We start from the raw sequence: 15,521 nt of genomic DNA, 5'->3' as shown, positions 1-15,521 counted from the left end.
TAAATGACTTTCTATACAGATGACTATTTTTACTCTACGATCGATCAAAAAAGACTTCGGCATCAAGGAACTCTTGACAGATGCCAGCTTCAGCCTCGATGAAGGCGATAAAGTCGGACTCATCGGCACCAACGGTTCCGGGAAATCAACCCTGCTGAAAATGATTGCGGGTATGGAGTCGATCGACTCTGGCGATCGCTGGGTCAATCCAGGCTCTAAAATTGTTTATCTCCCCCAACAGCCGGATTTAGACGAAAATCACACTGTCTTAGAGCAAGTATTTGCCGACAGTGGCGAACAAATGGCTTTAGTACGCGAATACGAGGAAATTTCCGATCAACTGTCCCACGGCAAAGGCGATACAGACAAGTTGATGGCGCGTCTGTCTGCCGTGTCTGCGCGCATAGACGAGGTAGGCGCGTGGGATTTGGAAACCAAGGCGAAATTGATTTTGACCAAGCTGGGGATTGAGGATTTTCATGCGAAAATTGGCGATTTGTCCGGCGGCTACCGCAAGCGAATTGCCTTAGCAACCGCTTTGTTGTCCGAGCCCGATGTGCTGCTGATGGATGAACCGACAAACCACTTGGATGCGCTGTCTGTGGAGTGGTTGCAGAACTATTTGAACGGCTATCGCGGTGCTTTGCTGCTGATTACCCACGATCGCTATTTTCTCGATCGCGTTACCAATCGCATCCTGGAGATCGATCGCGGCGACCTTTACAATTATGCTGGCAATTACGCTTATTACTTGGAGAAAAAAGCCCTAGCTGAAGAATCCGCCGCCAGCAGTGTTCGCAAACACGCGGGTGTATTGCGGCGCGAATTGGAATGGCTCAAACGCGGGCCGAAAGCGCGGAGTACCAAGCAAAAAGCTCGGATCGATCGCATTAAAGATATGCGAGCCCAGGAGTTCAAAACAGCCAACGGCAAAGTCGAAATTGCCACAGCCGGCCGCCGGATTGGTAAGAAGGTGATTGAGTTACTGAATATCTGTAAAGCTTACGGCGATCGCACTTTAATTAAAGATTTTACCTACAATTTCACACCCGAAGACCGGATAGGAATTATTGGTAGCAACGGTGCGGGAAAATCGACGCTGATGGATATCATCACCGGACGCATTCAGCCGGATTCGGGTACTGTCGAAATTGGGACAACCATTCATATCGGTTATTTTGACCAGCATTCAGAGGATTTGACGCCGAACGAAGACCAGCGAGTTATTGAATACTTGAAAAGTGTAGCGGAATTGGTGCAAACGGCGGACGGGGAAATCATTACCGCTTCTCAAATGTTGGAAAAGTTTCTGTTTCCACCCAACCAACAGTATTCACCGATTAGCAAACTTTCGGGCGGGGAAAAGCGCCGGTTATTTCTGTTGAAAGTGCTGATGAGCGCGCCGAACGTGCTGATTTTGGACGAACCGACAAACGACCTGGACGTGCAGACTTTGGCGGTTTTGGAGGATTATCTCGAAGATTTTAACGGCTGCGTGATTGTGGTGTCCCACGATCGCTATTTTCTCGATCGCACGATCGACATGGTTTTCGCCTTGGAACCGGGCGGCAATTTGCGCTTGTATCCCGGCAATTATTCCGTGTATTTAGACTACAAGAAAGCCGAAGAAGCCAAGGAAATCAAAGGGCAAAAAGAAAAAGAAAAAGTTACACGCACCCCTGAATCTAACACTTCAAAACCTCAAGCTGCTAACTCAAAATCTACCAAAGTTTCCTTCAATGAGAAGCGGGAATACGAGCAGTTAGAGACTAAAATTCCGCAGATGGAAGCTGAGAAAGAAGAGATTGAGAAGATTTTGTACAACAATGCTCCGAGCGGGTTTGCAGAGATGAAGAAGTTATCGGAGCGTTTGGGTCAGTTGACGCAGGAGATCGATCGGGCGACTGAGCGCTGGTTGGAATTGGCCGAACGAGTCGGTTAATTTGGGTTGTCCGAGTGTTGTGTTTAGCTCCTGTTAATAATGACAGGAGCTAGAGGAATCCTTGCAGGAGTCGTAAATTTTTTACCCCACCCCAACCCTCCCCGATGCCTTGGGGAGGGAGTAAGAAATTCACAAATGATTTAGAATTGCTATAGAGGAATTATCAGTGAAAAAATCCCATGCTGAAACGAATATATATTGACAATTTTCGCTGTCTGGTAAACTTTGAACTAGATTTTGATGCAATTAATCTATTTCTGGGCTCTAACGGCTCGGGTAAATCAACAGTTTTTGAAGTCTTGCAGAAAATTCAAGCATTTGTCAGCGGCGACAGTAAGGTAGAAGGAATTTTCAAACCAGCGGACTTCACCCGCTGGCAAAACTTACAAATTCAGAAGTTCGAGCTAGAAATTCTCGGTAATGGTGGCTCCTACACATATGAATTACAAATCCATTACTATGGAGATAAATGTTGTATTAGGAAGGAGATTCTGCTCTTTGATAATCAGCATTTACTAAAATTTGACTGGGGCGAAGTTCAACTCTATCGAGATGATAATTCAGAGGGCCCGAAATACCCGTTTGACTGGTCGCAATCTGTGCTACCTTCATTAATTCCAAAAAACGACAACACGAAGTTAACTTGGTTTAAAGAACGGATGGCGCGATTTATCATCGTGCAAGTTGTTCCCAGCTTGATGGTTGATGAAAGCAGCAAAGAACAAATGCGTTTGACTCCTAAGATGGAAAATTTTGTTTCTTGGTATCGCTACTTATCTGGAGACCAAGGTAAAGTTGCTGAGATTGGAAATATTTTAAAAGATGTTTTGGAGGGATTCAAAAGTTTTAAGTTTGAGCGAGTAAGCGAAGATAATTCGGTGTTAAAGCTGCGGTTTTCCGGAGAAACAGATAACAGCCAGCCTATTGAATATCGTCTCAGAGAATTGTCGGACGGACAAAAAACATTAGTTGCTTTATACGCGCTGATTTACGGTACAAAATCTGAAGACTATACCTTGTGGATTGATGAACCGCAAAACTTTTTAGCATTACCAGAAATTCAACCCTGGCTGATTGAGCTTTATGACCTTTGTAGCGAGGGAAAACTTCAAGCATTACTAATTTCTCACCATCCTGAGTTAATTAACTATCTTTTAGCTTCACCGATTGGCTATTGGTTTGAGCGTCAAAGCAATGCTGCTGTTCGAGTCAAACGAATTAGCGATAAAGTAGCTGACAATTCTGGATTGCCAGTTTCTGAACTGATTGCACGGGGATGGTTGAATGAGCCAGCGTAGAGTTCAGATTGTCATTCTCTGCGAGGACAGACAGCAGGAGGTTTTTGCGCGTTCTTTCCTAAAAAAGCGAGGTTTTACAGGTCGATTTCGAGCTAATATTTGTCCGGAAGGTAGCCAAGCAGGAGAACAGTATGTACGCACTCACTATCCGGAGGAAGTGAAAGCTTATCGCCAGAAGAGAAACCAGGTGTCGATTGGATTAGTTGTGTTAATTGATGCAGATACGGGTACGCTGGAAGCAAGACTTAATGAGTTAGCTAGGGTCCTTGATGAAGATGCTCAGGAAAAGAGGGGCTCGAATGAAGCGATCGCGATTTTCGTTCCCAAGCGCAATATTGAGACTTGGATACACTACTTGCAGGGAGAAACTGTGAATGAAGAGGATGCTTATGCAAAATTTGAGAAAAATGAAGCTGCTTGCAAAACCGCTGTTGAGGATTTAGCCGATCGCTGTTATTCTCAGAGCTTACCAGAAGATGCGCCGCGATCGCTTCAGGCAGCTTGTGGGGAATTACAGCGGTTGTTACCCTGGTTGCAGCCATGAGTTATGAGAAAATCTGCAACCTGTTATTACTCTCAAGCACACTGACCGAAAGCAACCAGGGTACAAGCCCCCGGATTCATTTATGGAGCGAGAAAAAAGCTCTGAATCCTCATCACTTGCGCCCCGAGTTATCAGTGGGATCGCTTTATTCAATTCTAAAATCTAAAATCTAAAATCTAAAATCGATTGACCGAAAGCAGCTAGGGTACAAGCCCCCGGATTCATTCGTGGGGTCGCTTTCTTCAATTCTAAAATCTAAAATCTCAAATCTAAAATCTAAAATCGATTGACCGAAAGTAAAGCTGTGTGTCCAAAACTGCAAAGCCCCGGACGGTGGGGTTGACAAAAGCAGTAGAATGTGCAGTAAAAGTCAAGGTAAGCAAATAAGACTGGCAGCCGAAAACAGGGGCGAAAAGACCCAAAACAGGTAAAACAAAAGTCGATCGGGCACAGTAAGTTGGCCGAGGACTAAAAATATGGTGATAGGTGAGATACAATTGACCTGTTCTGAGCCAAGAATTGGTCAACATCACAAGTATCCTGTAGAAGTCTGAAGTTGAGAAGCTCAGGGTTGTCGAGGAGCGGGAGCAAACAGAAAACTATGCCTCAAAAAGTAATCGCCAAACAGATGTCTTTGGAATCAGCGTCAGATCCGATCGCCGTGAAGGCGACGGTGGAAACAGTGCCAGCCGAAGCAGTCGCCGTAGAGTCTTACGCCGATCGGTTGATGGACGAACTGTTTGAAGGAGTCGATCGAGCATTCGAGGGCAGTGGCCCACAGCCAGCCGAACCCGTGGCGCCAGAATTCGTGGCGCTCAAGTCGATCTCGGTACCTAAAATAGTTTTGTCACCCCTGGCACCCGAGCCACAGCGAGGCGAAAAAGACGTAGAAGCGATCGCCCGCCAAGTCGCCCTAGAAACAACCAAAAAACAGCAGTCCAAACAATCATTCGACCGAATCCTGCTGGGAGCAGCCTGTGGGTCCCTGCTGCTAGTCATGGGTTTGTGGCTCGCAAGCAGGTCCGGACTGCTGCGCTTGCCCGCCGCCCCCGCACCAGAGACACCCGCAGCAAGCGCCCCCACAGCACCAGACACCCAGTTTGTCGAATACGTGCAGCGCTCGCTAGAAGCGATCGAACAAAAAAAACCACCCCAGCCCAACCCGCAACTTGCAGGAGTTCCCGGAGTTGCCCCCCCTGGGACGTTGCCGAGCATTTCAATTTCCGGCGCGCCGCCGGCAACCGCAGGTCTTTCGACAGCAGTCAACCGCATCGCTGATGCCCTAGAACAAGCCGGCGCGCAGCCGGGAGCACCTGCACCCCAAGTCGTAGTCCTCCCTCCCCCCGCTCAGGTGACTGTGGCTCCGGCTGCTCCGGTAGCTGGTGCTCCGGCTGCTGGGGCTGCTCCTCAAACCGCGGCAGTTTCGCCCTCGCCGACAGCCCCAGCCTCCGGTCGTGCGATCGCCGCCGCCGGCACTCGAACTCCCCTCGCCGCTTCCCCGAACCCCTCGGACTCTCCCCAGCCGAAGATTTTGGCTCGCGAAACCGAACCAGCACCAGCCCCCTCCGCCCAGCAATCCGCGCCCGCGCCCGAGCAATCCGCACCGGCCGCCAGCAGCGCCCCGACTTCCGCCCACACGCTGGTGGGGATTTTGGAGTTGGGCGACCGATCGGCCGCTTTGTTTGAAGTAGACGGGGTAGCCCGCAGAATTTATGTCGGCGAAAGCATTGGCGCTAGCGGTTGGACCCTGGCAGAAATCAAAAATCAAGAAGCAGTTATCCGCAAGGGAGGAGATGTGCGATCGGTTTTTGTAGGACAAAAGTTCTAATTCAGTCATCAGTCATCAGTCATTAGTCATTAGTTATCAGTCATTAGTCATTAGTTACGTAGTGGGTAATTGGTGATTGGCAATTACAAGGCTGTACCTCACGAGCTTTGAAGACAGTTATAATAATCGACAACTAATGACCAATGACTAATGACCAATGACTAATGACCAATGACCAATGACCAATGACTAATGACTGAGGACTTATAAAAAATGGGCTTATTTGATGATTTCAGCCGCTTTCTAGAAACCAGATTAGAAGAGTTTTTGCGCAGCAATCCCCATCTGGAATTGCAGGCAATAGAAGAACAACTGAAGGAACAAGAAGAAGACACTCTGCGGCTGATTCTCGATATCCAGAAACAAGAGAAAAAACTCCAAGCAGAAATTCTCTCTGCTGCCCAAGAAATTCAGCGGTGGAACGATCGGATCAACAAAGCCAAAGCAGCTCAAAGGCTCGATTTAGCTCAAGCAGCCCAAGAGCGGCAAGCAGCTCTGCTGCGTCAGGGAAATCAGCGCTGGGGGCAAATGCAGGGCTGCAAAGAACGGATTGAAAAAGCAAAAGAACTGTACCGCCAAATTCAATTGCGCCGCAAAGAAGTCCGAGCAAAAGCAGCAGAAGCTGCAACTCGCACTACCACTAAAACAGAGCAGAATTGGGATACAAAGGGTTGGAATCAGAGTTCAACTTATAACAGTTTTAATGCGGCAGACCCTTTAGAAGAAAAGTTTCAACGCTGGGAAGCAGACGAAGAACTCGATCGCATGAAGCGCAATATAGGCCGATAGTTCCCAAAGCATCCAAATCATTTAAGGACGAGTTTACCCAAAACTCGAATTCCCCGTGCAAATATTCGTAAACCCTCCCGACTCCCAGGTATGGCGCTCGCTCAGACTTGATATAAATACCATGCTAAAATTGTAGGGACAATTAATCAATCGTCCCTACAACATTTTAACCTAATTAATTAGTTCGCTCGCACTACAGGAGAGCAAAATCTGTTGCAGCAATCACGCTTGCAGGCACATTGCTGAGAGTTGCCAAAAGTTGACCGGAACCTGTAACTCGGATCAGAGTAGAATTATTCTCCGCCACAATGCTCAGTTGCGAGAAATTCAGACCACCCATTAAGCCGATCGAATCGAGACCGTCTTGAAAGTCTAAAATAGTCTCGCTGCCGAGGTCAATACCCAACATAAATCGATCGTTCCCGGTACCTCCAATTAGAGTATCATTCCCCCCATCTCCAAACAGCCAATCATCCCCAGCACCGCCGAGCAAACTATCCTCATCCTTGCCGCCGTAAAGAGTATCGTTCCCAGTCTCGCCGTTAAGGGTATCGGGACCTTCATTGCCAAACAACAAATCGTTGCCCAAACCGCCGCATATTTGGTCTTTTCCGCCAGTAGAACCAATGGGGAGGGGGCTACCAATATCCCCGTACACAGTATCGGACCCCTCGCCGCCACAGATAGTATCACTCCCTTCATCGCCAAATAGCAAGTTGCTGCCCAATTCGCCGAAAACTAAGTCATCGTCCTTGCCGGCCCGCACTGTATCATCACCGTCACCGCCTGCGATCGTATCTTGATTTTCCTCCCCGATGAGTAAGTCATCGCCCGCCAAACCAAACAGCAAATCGTTCCCAGTTAAATCCTGGTCGAAGAGCCTAATATTTCCCCCGTAGATAGTATCGTTACCCTGGTCGCCAATTAAAGTATCGCTCTGTTGGTTGCCGACAATAATGTCGTCATCTTTCCCGCCGTAAACAACATCTTCGTTCTTGCCCGCAAAGATTACATCATTTCCAGCAACCCCGTTGAGGTAATCATTACCCTCATTGCCAAACAGCAAGTCGCGGTCTATATCTGGGCCAACCGGTAAAGCACTGTTAAGTCCCCCGTAAATATTATCATTGCCCCGCAATCCGGCCAACACATCGGAGCCGTCAAAACCATTTATTTGCTCACCGTTATTAGTGCCGAGAATAGTGTCGTTGCCGTTAGTACCGTTGCGAGTATTAGTGACAGAGCTCGGGCCGCGAACACTGCCAATGCTGGGCAAAACTATTTGTTCACAAATACAGTCAGCATCTTGTCCTTCTTGCGGTGGCGGTTGCACTTGGGCGAAGGAATTGCCAAAGTTAATATTGCTAACATTAGTGCCACTTACAGCAATAATATCAGCAGGGTTTGCAGTAGTTTGCGTCCAACCAGGTTGATTTACTTCCCGAACTTGATAAGTTCCCGGCCCTAAATTAGCAAAACTGTAGCTGCCCAAACTATCAGTTGAAGTGTTAAGTTCTCCAGCATCTAAAGAGTTATTGCTGTTAGCGTCAAGGAAGATTTTCCAGTTGGGCAAAAGAGGTTCTTGAGCCTCCAAAACCCCATTATTATTGAGGTCATTAAACTTGCGGCCGGAGATGCTAATATTTTGGAAATTGCCGAAATTAATTCCACTACCACTTTCGCCAGTACCGACATTAATCGGCGCGGGATTAGTAGTAGTTTGCGTCCAGCCAGTCTGCTGCACTTCCCGCACGTTGTAGGTGCCGGGATTGAGGTTGTTGAAACTGTAATTGCCAGAATCGTCAGTGGTAACAGTAGTTTCGTCCGCATCTAAAGAGTTGTTCCCGTTAGCGTCGAGGAAAATTTGCCATCCCGAAAGACCGATTTCATTCGCATCCTGAGTACCGTTGCCGTTGCCGTCGTTGAATTTAAGACCGCTGATGGTGCCTGGCTCGACGGGAATCGGAGTCGTAGGCGGAGTCGGAGTCGGAGTCGGAGTCGGAGTCGGCGGGACTTGTTGGTTGCCGAAATTGGCAGTGGAAGTTTGACCTGGATCTAACGGAACCGATCGGGGGTTAGGGGTGGTTGCCGTAAAACCTGTCGGCACCACTTCCCGGACGTTGTAAGTGCCTGTTTGCAGGTTGGGGAAGCTGTACCTGCCATCGGTGCCGGTAGTAGCTTGGGTTTCTCCGGTGTCTGGAGTGCCGTTGTTGTTAGTGTCAAGGAAAATCGTGACGCCAGGGATGCCAATTTCTCCGGTATCTTGAGTGCCGTTACCGTTGGTGTCGTTGAATTTAGTGCCACTTATGGTGCCCGGCAGGAAGCGATTGCCAAAATTAACTGTAGCAGGAGTAGTTTGACCTGCTGTCAGAGTCACTGGAACCGGATTGGGAGTGGTTGGCTGGGTGTTGGCCGGTACGACTTCCCGGACGTTGTAAGTACCCGAGGGCAAGTTGGGGAAAGTAAAGCTGCCGTTGGCCCCGGTATTTACGGAAGTTTCGCCGGCACCGAGGATGCCGTCGTTGTTAGTGTCGAGGAAAACAGTCACTCCGGACACGCCAAATTCTCCGGCTGCTTGAGTGCCGTTGCCGTCAGCGTCGTTGAATGTTATACCAGTAATGCTGCCTAGTACAGCGGGTATTGCTCGGTTGCCAAAATTAACTGTAGCAGGAGTAGTTTGACCTGCTGCCAGCGTCACTGCAACCGGGTTGGGAGTAGTTGGCTGGGTGTTGGCCGGTACAACTTCCCGGACGTTGTAAGTACCCGAGGGCAAGTTGGGGAAAGTAAAGCTGCCGTTGGCCCCGGTAGTTACGGAAGTTTCGCCGGCACCGAGGATGCCGTCATTGTTAGTGTCGAGGAAAACAGTCACTCCGGCCACACCAAGTTCTCCGGCTGCTTGAGTGCCGTTGCCGTCAGTGTCGTTGAATTTGATGCCCGTGATGGTACTCTGCGGTACGACAACAGGAACAGGCTGTGCGGAAAATTCAGAAGTGTTGCCGGCGGGGTCGGTTGCTGTCGCGGTGATTAATTGGCCTGCAGTGACTGCTGCTGGGAAAGTTTGATTGAAAGTAGCGTTGCCGGCGGCGTCAGTAGTTACCGGGATAGAAGCAATTAAGGTTTGGCCTTGGGTGCCGGGGGGATTGTTGGCGAAAATTTGGAGGGTGAATGTGGTACTGGCAATGCTGTTGTAAGTTCCCGCCACGGTGACGCTGCCGCCACTGGCGGTAGCGATGGTGAGTACGGGGGTGTTTTGGAGGTTGTTTGCACCGATGTCAGCGTCGCCCATATCGTTGGCGGTGGGGCCGTTTTCACCGAGGTCGATGCCTAAGCCAAGGTTGGCGAAGATCGAGTTGTTTTGGATGCGGTTGCCGGTACCGGATGCAACAGCTACGCCGATATTGCCGTTGTTGGCGATGATATTTCCTTCACCTGCTGCTGTACCGCCGATCGCATTATTACTTGCTGCAGCGGTAATCTGTACTCCGATCGAGCTATTGCCTAAGGGGCTAGTACCGTTGGCTGCGACGCCGATGAAATTGCCGCGCAAAGTGTTGCCTGTTGCAGAGGCGCCTGTAATCTGCACGCCTAAACCCGCGCTGGGATTGCTGTTGCCGGAAATGATATTGCCAGCGCCTGCGACACTACCGCCGATCGTATTGCTGGGTGCCTTGTCTACAACTACACCAATAGTGTTTGGCAAGGCAGCAGTGCCTGCGGCGTTCGTCCCGATGTAGTTGCCGAGTACCGAGTTGAGAGTGGCATTGGCGTTGAGAATTTGCACGCCGAAACCGTCATTGCCGGAAATGATGTTGCGATCGCCCGCTGCCGTCCCGCCGATCGTGTTGCCTGCTGCATCCTGTACGAGCACGCCAGTCAAGGTGTTGCCCAAGTCTGCGGTGCCGTTGACATCGGTGCCGATGTAGTTGCCTAATACTTTGTTGCCTGTGGCAGCGTTGCTGGTAGCAGGGATGTTTTGAATTAGTACACCGAAAGCATTATTGCCGGAAATGATGTTGCGCGCGCCTGCGGTATTTCCGCCGATGGTGTTGTTGGGTGCATTCAGAATAGCCGCGCCGTTGCCGACGTTGCCCAAGTCTGCGGTACCGTTGATGTCGGTGCCGATGAAGTTGCCTACCACAGTGTTGCCTGTGGCTGTGGCACCATCGATAAACACGCCAGCGCTGCCATTGCCAGAAATCAAGTTGCGATCGGCTACTGTGGTTCCGCCAACGATATTGTTAGAACCACCCGATATTTGCACGCCCGTCAAGGCATTTGGTAACGCAGCAGTACCAGCTGCGTTGGTGCCGATGATGTTGCCGAGCACAGTGTTGCCTGTGGAACCTGCGGCATTGATTAACACGCCGAAAGCATCGTTGCCAGAAATGATATTCCGATCGCCCGCAGCAGTCCCGCCGATCCTGTTGCCCGCTGCATTGTCAACTACTACGCCGTTGCCACCGTTGCCCAAGTCTGCGGTACCGTTGACATCGGTGCCGATGTAGTTGCCCAGCACTGCGTTACCAGTGGCGGCGTTACCTGCAATGAAGATTCCAGAACCCCGAAAGCGATTGATTGCCAGTCCCCGAATGGTGCTACCACTGCCAGTGATGAATATGGCGGTGCTTGTAGCCCCCGCATTGGTTCCATCGAGTTGGATCAGTGGGGTGGCTGCAATGCCCTGAGAAGTACCGTCGATGGTTACGGCCTGGGTAATTACTGGCAAAGAAGTCTGGGGCGTGATCGTCTGAACGCCTGCACCAGGAATGGCAAAGTTAATAATATCCGCCCCAGCAACGGTATTGGCTTGATTAATCGCATCTCGCAGCGAACCCGGCCCAGCATCGTTGATATTAGTAACAGTAAACGTCGCCAAGGTATGCGCGTAACTTGCCATTACCTCCGGCTCGATCGCCAATCCTGTTTTAATCGCTCCAGTAGCGTATTCAAGTACCCAGTTTCCGCCTTTTTGAGAGCTGCCCGTAATATTGAAAGAAGCAGCAATATTAGCTTTTGTTAACTTGCTCAGCTTTTGTACAAAAGCTTCTCCTGTTTTACCTGCCGCTACGTTGCAACCGTAAAGCAGAATTTCAAATCGATTTTGAAGTGAGTTGACAGATGACGAAAACCACCGTTTCAAACAGTCGCGATATGTTTCTAAATTGTCGGAATTCAGGCTACTTTGCCCTAGCTGCAAACTTCCCGGTTCCCCGTGAGAAATAATGTGAACGCTTTCTATACCTTTGCGGCTCTGCAGTGCTTCGGCAATTTGTTCGATGCCGTCCCGCGCGCGATCGACTAAAATTACCTCCATCCCCGCTTTAACACCGACCGCCAGACTCTGCCAATCTTCAACTGCTGAATCTACGAAGACTATTTGTTGGTTTTTCATAATTACCTTTCCCCATGCACCTAGGTAGGTTTCAAAAATGTTGTTACCGTGCGATGAGCGCCCCAACTTCCAGCCACAAATACGACCAGCACAAAACCTGCCTTCAACTCAGTTAAAGTTGTACAGACAAAGCTTTACACTTATCTATTTTTGTGATTATTGTAAATTTCTGGGAGCTGGAAAATTGCTCGCTCGCACTTTTTTATTCTCAACTTAAAAAAACCAGACCCCAGGTAGAGCTAAGTTGTTCCCGACTCTGGAAATCTTTCAAAAAATCTCAAAATAATTTACACAACTTAATATTTTGTTTTTTACTAAGTACAGTTTTGTGAAAAAGAATCCAACTCTGCGCCAGTTCCAAACCCAGAGAGTGGTAGGTATCCAGCAAATATTCAATCTCCAATCTCAAATCTCAAATCTCAAACCGCAGGACTGGGATTTTCGCAAATTCAGCGTATCGCTCATAACCTAGAGGAATAGTCGCCTTCGTGGCATCATAGAAACTGGTCCCTCACATAATTGAAATCGATGACCGCTCAAAACTCCTCCGTTTTCCCCGTCACTTGGCAAGAAGACCGAGTTCTGCTAATTGACCAAAACCGACTGCCGAAAGAATACGGTGTAGTCGAAATTAGCCGCTGCGAAGATATGGCTGAGGCGATTAAAACAATGATAGTCCGAGGTGCTCCGGCGATCGGGGTAGCAGCAGCCTACGGGATGTATTTGGGGGCGCGAGAAATCGAAACGGGCGATCGAACCGAATTTCTCGCTAAATTAGAACAAGTTGGCGAGTTATTGCGTTCCACCCGTCCCACGGCGGTTAATTTGTTTTGGGCAATATCGCGAATGCTCAAAACAGCCGAGAGAACTAGCGGTTCTGTCGAACAAGTGCAAAAAACTTTGTTAGAAATGGCTAAAACCATTCAAGCAGAAGACTTGCAAACTTGTAAAGATATCGGCGACAAAGGTTTAGAAGTTCTGCCAGCTACACCCGAAAAACTAAACTTACTAACTCACTGCAATGCAGGTGCGTTGGCAACAGCAGGCTACGGTACTGCCTTAGGTGTATTTCGTTCTGCTTGGCGAGAAGGAAGACTCGGAAGAGTTTTTGCAGACGAAACTCGGCCCCGTCTCCAAGGTGCAAAACTCACCACTTGGGAATGCGTGCAAGAAGGAATTCCCGTCACATTAATAGCGGACAATATGGCCGCTCACTGCATGAAACTCGGCATGATTCACGCAGTAGTTGTCGGTGCAGACAGAATCGCTGCTAACGGCGACGCCGCCAATAAAATTGGCACTTACAGTTTAGCAATTGTTGCCAAAGCTCACAACGTTCCGTTTTTTGTCGCCGCGCCTCTGTCAACAATTGATTTTGAACTTTCCGACGGCAGCAAAATCCCCATTGAAGAACGCGATCCAGTTGAAATGTATCAAGTTGGAACTACGCGAATTTGTCCTGTGGGAGTCGAATTTTACAATCCCGCTTTTGACGTAACTCCGGCGGAATTAATCTCAGGAATTATTACAGAACACGGCACGGTTGCTCCTGGGGCGTTGAAACAGTTTCATGCCAAACAATTAGTTTGATTGTATGTCGATCGACCGCTCTTTACACCAGTTATATCGCCAAATAATACCGCTTTTAAAAAGCGTGACATCTTTAGGGACACGGCACTGCCGTGTCCCTACCGAAACTCAACTTTTAAGCAATGGTACAAGCGGGATTTATAGCTGTCGCAATCGGCAGAGGAAAGTTGTTATAACAACTCTAACTCTGCCAGTTCTTTTCGCTACAGTGGCTCAGGCTCAATGGCCGCCAACCTTGAAAGCTCAGGAATCAGCAGCCAAACAATATGTGGCAGCCATGAATAAAGCTCAACAAGCCTACTATATACAGAATAAGGGTTTTACAAGTTCTGTTTCTAATCTAGGTCTCGGTATTGAACCTGACACAGCCAACTACCAATATTCAATTAATACGGAAAACAAAGTTGTATTTAATTATGCAGTAGCGAATCAAGCTAATCTCCAAAGTTTGGTTGGTGGAGTCTTTTTAGCAGGAAACAAAGCCCAAACAATCTTGTGTCTAAATGCTGCTCCTGGCAAGATTAAACCACCTAATCCAATGTATGACGGTCGGGATTTATACTGCGCTGCGGGTACAGGCAAAATTGCTCAATAAATTAGGTCTAATTTAGTGTATAATTTTGCAGATAATTGGATAGTAAGCGCCGATTTAGCTAAGCAATTACTGTCAGGGGGCGCTACTGTGCTAGATGCTCGTCAACCTGTTTTAAAGTGGTTTTGCCATCTCCCACCAGCTATTCCCGTAACTTGGCAGGAATTTTCGCGTTCCGACTTTCCCCAAAAGGGAAAAATTATCGAAAATAACACAGTTTTAACTCAAAAACTGCAAGCAATGGGCATTTGTCAAGACAAACCTGTCATAGTCGTTGCCGATTCGGTGAAAGGGTGGGGCGAAGACGGGCGAATTGTTTGGATGTTGCGGACTTTGGGACACGAAAAAGCAGTTTTTGTCGATGGAGGATATCGGGCTTTAATCAAAGCTGGAATTAATCGAGTAAAAGCTGCAAACAATCCACCGCCAACAGGAGATTTTGTAATATCTCGCCGCTCGAATTGGGAAATCCAGCGGGATCAATTGAAAGCAATTTTAGGAGATGCTAATTTAGCAGTTATTGACGCCAGAGAGCCGCGAGAATATGCAGGTAAAACGCCTTACGGAGAAAAGCGCGGCGGTCACATTCCCGGTGCGGTTCACCTCTATTACAAACAGTTAATGGACAAACAGGGAAAACTGCTGGATCGCGGGGAAATAGTCGCTATTTTGCAGCAAAAAGGAGTTTCGCAGTCAACTCAAATTGTGAGTTATTGCTCCGGGGGAATTCGCTCTGCATGGTTGACTTGTGTGTTGACAAATGTGGGATTTAATGCTAAGAATTATGCAGGTTCAATGTGGGAATGGTCGGCTTCGCCGGCCGATAGTTATCCCCTTTCAATAAGCCTTTCAGGGGCCGGTGTGAAGCCCAACCCCTACTCCCCACAATAAAATTAACTCTTTGTGAAGCCGGAAAGCCTGTTCTTCTTCAAGAAATCGGGAATCTAAAACAAGAGCGTTTCAGGTTGAGACTTTCAACCGACTTGTTCGATATACTGAGCGAGATCGTCGCGCAGGCGGCTGAGTTCGGCTTCGGTGGTCACGCGCACGCGATCGTCCCTAACCGTAATCAGCACTTTCGCAGCAAAAGGAGTTGGCCAGATATTCGGGTTGCAGAAAACTTCTAAAAATACATCTCCTGCATACCGATATTCCATCGGTTTCTGGGGAGAAGCTTTGCCGCCAGCAGTTTTGGCGGCTACAGCTTTCAAGCTTTCCATCAAAGCGGCGATCGCGCTTTGCAAATCCCGTGCGGCTTGCGGGGAAAAGCTAAAGGAGACAGAACCTTCGACTAAATTCAGTGTCAGCGGAGAAAGAGACATGGGCAATGAAATTTAACATACAATTGTTAATGATAAAAGATATAGTAACCCAAAAGAAGTACATTCCTGCTCACTTGGACTGCGAGAATGCTATTAATTAAAATTAATCTCAAGAAGCTCGCCTAAATTAATGAATATAAATCTAGCTGCAAGCTAGATTCCGCAAGAGTTTTAACCTTTTCTGACTTGATAAGCTTTAAACTAGAAACCAGAAAAATTGACGG

General features: G+C 48.4%; 10 protein-coding genes. 8 read left to right on the top strand and 2 right to left on the bottom strand.

Features of this window, described 5'->3' with window-relative positions; translation table 11 throughout:
• Window positions 1-19 precede the first annotated feature (19 nt).
• The 5 genes from QUB56_RS14885 to QUB56_RS14865 all read left to right on the top strand — a co-directional run bounded on the left by QUB56_RS14885 (window position 20) and on the right by QUB56_RS14865 (window position 6,401).
• Window positions 20-1,942, top strand: coding sequence for an ABC-F family ATP-binding cassette domain-containing protein (locus QUB56_RS14885; protein WP_332956070.1), 1,923 nt, complete (start codon window positions 20-22; stop codon window positions 1,940-1,942).
• A gap of 179 nt (window positions 1,943-2,121) precedes the next feature.
• Complete coding sequence (locus QUB56_RS14880; protein ID WP_332956069.1) at window positions 2,122-3,240, top strand: AAA family ATPase; 1,119 nt, start codon at window positions 2,122-2,124, stop codon at window positions 3,238-3,240.
• Complete coding sequence (locus QUB56_RS14875; RefSeq protein ID WP_332956067.1) at window positions 3,227-3,784, top strand: hypothetical protein; 558 nt, start codon at window positions 3,227-3,229, stop codon at window positions 3,782-3,784. The genes QUB56_RS14880 and QUB56_RS14875 overlap by 14 nt, the downstream gene beginning before the upstream one ends.
• Before the next feature lie 601 nt (window positions 3,785-4,385).
• Window positions 4,386-5,612 (top strand): hypothetical protein, encoded by a 1,227-nt coding sequence (locus tag QUB56_RS14870; protein ID WP_332956066.1) that lies wholly within the window; start codon window positions 4,386-4,388, stop codon window positions 5,610-5,612.
• 213 nt (window positions 5,613-5,825) lie between these two features.
• Window positions 5,826-6,401 carry a TIGR04376 family protein gene (locus tag QUB56_RS14865; RefSeq protein ID WP_332956064.1) on the top strand — a complete coding sequence of 192 codons (576 nt, stop codon included), beginning with the start codon at window positions 5,826-5,828 and terminating at the stop codon, window positions 6,399-6,401.
• A gap of 193 nt (window positions 6,402-6,594) precedes the next feature.
• On the opposite strand, the gene QUB56_RS14860 is transcribed toward QUB56_RS14865, so the two are convergent.
• Window positions 6,595-11,793 (bottom strand): SdrD B-like domain-containing protein, encoded by a 5,199-nt coding sequence (locus QUB56_RS14860; RefSeq protein ID WP_332956063.1) that lies wholly within the window; start codon window positions 11,791-11,793, stop codon window positions 6,595-6,597.
• Between the two features lie 528 nt (window positions 11,794-12,321).
• Between QUB56_RS14860 and mtnA the strand changes: the two genes are divergently transcribed.
• The 3 genes from mtnA to QUB56_RS14845 all read left to right on the top strand — a co-directional run bounded on the left by mtnA (window position 12,322) and on the right by QUB56_RS14845 (window position 14,866).
• Window positions 12,322-13,383, top strand: a complete 1,062-nt coding sequence (mtnA, locus tag QUB56_RS14855) for an S-methyl-5-thioribose-1-phosphate isomerase (protein WP_332956061.1) — start codon at window positions 12,322-12,324, stop codon at window positions 13,381-13,383.
• A 235-nt stretch (window positions 13,384-13,618) separates the two neighbouring features.
• A complete protein-coding gene (locus QUB56_RS14850) occupies window positions 13,619-13,978 on the top strand; it encodes a type IV pilin-like G/H family protein (protein WP_332956058.1) in 360 nt (119 codons plus the stop codon).
• A 15-nt stretch (window positions 13,979-13,993) separates the two neighbouring features.
• Window positions 13,994-14,866, top strand: coding sequence for a rhodanese-like domain-containing protein (locus tag QUB56_RS14845; protein ID WP_332956057.1), 873 nt, complete (start codon window positions 13,994-13,996; stop codon window positions 14,864-14,866).
• 83 nt (window positions 14,867-14,949) lie between these two features.
• Here the strand turns inward: QUB56_RS14845 and QUB56_RS14840 are convergent, their stop codons facing one another.
• On the bottom strand, window positions 14,950-15,297 hold the full coding sequence (locus tag QUB56_RS14840; protein WP_332956056.1) for a hypothetical protein: 348 nt from the start codon (window positions 15,295-15,297) through the stop codon (window positions 14,950-14,952).
• Window positions 15,298-15,521 lie beyond the last annotated feature (224 nt).

The sequence above is a fragment of the Microcoleus sp. AR_TQ3_B6 genome, from assembly GCF_036702785.1.
In the GTDB taxonomy this organism is placed as follows: Bacteria; Cyanobacteriota; Cyanobacteriia; order Cyanobacteriales; family Microcoleaceae; genus Microcoleus.
The sequence above is the reverse complement of the archived record's forward strand: the minus strand, read 5'-3'. Positions and strand labels throughout refer to the sequence as shown.

What these genes read in the sequence shown, in the direction of transcription:
- QUB56_RS14885 (WP_332956070.1), top strand. Translation starts at nt 20, where the DNA reads ATGACTATTTTTACTCTACGATCGATCAAAAAAGACTTCGGCATCAAG.
- QUB56_RS14880 (WP_332956069.1), top strand. Translation starts at nt 2,122, where the DNA reads ATGCTGAAACGAATATATATTGACAATTTTCGCTGTCTGGTAAACTTT.
- QUB56_RS14875 (WP_332956067.1), top strand. Translation starts at nt 3,227, where the DNA reads ATGAGCCAGCGTAGAGTTCAGATTGTCATTCTCTGCGAGGACAGACAG.
- QUB56_RS14870 (WP_332956066.1), top strand. Translation starts at nt 4,386, where the DNA reads ATGCCTCAAAAAGTAATCGCCAAACAGATGTCTTTGGAATCAGCGTCA.
- QUB56_RS14865 (WP_332956064.1), top strand. Translation starts at nt 5,826, where the DNA reads ATGGGCTTATTTGATGATTTCAGCCGCTTTCTAGAAACCAGATTAGAA.
- QUB56_RS14860 (WP_332956063.1), bottom strand. Translation starts at nt 11,793, where the DNA reads ATGAAAAACCAACAAATAGTCTTCGTAGATTCAGCAGTTGAAGATTGG.
- mtnA (WP_332956061.1), top strand. Translation starts at nt 12,322, where the DNA reads ATGACCGCTCAAAACTCCTCCGTTTTCCCCGTCACTTGGCAAGAAGAC.
- QUB56_RS14840 (WP_332956056.1), bottom strand. Translation starts at nt 15,297, where the DNA reads ATGTCTCTTTCTCCGCTGACACTGAATTTAGTCGAAGGTTCTGTCTCC.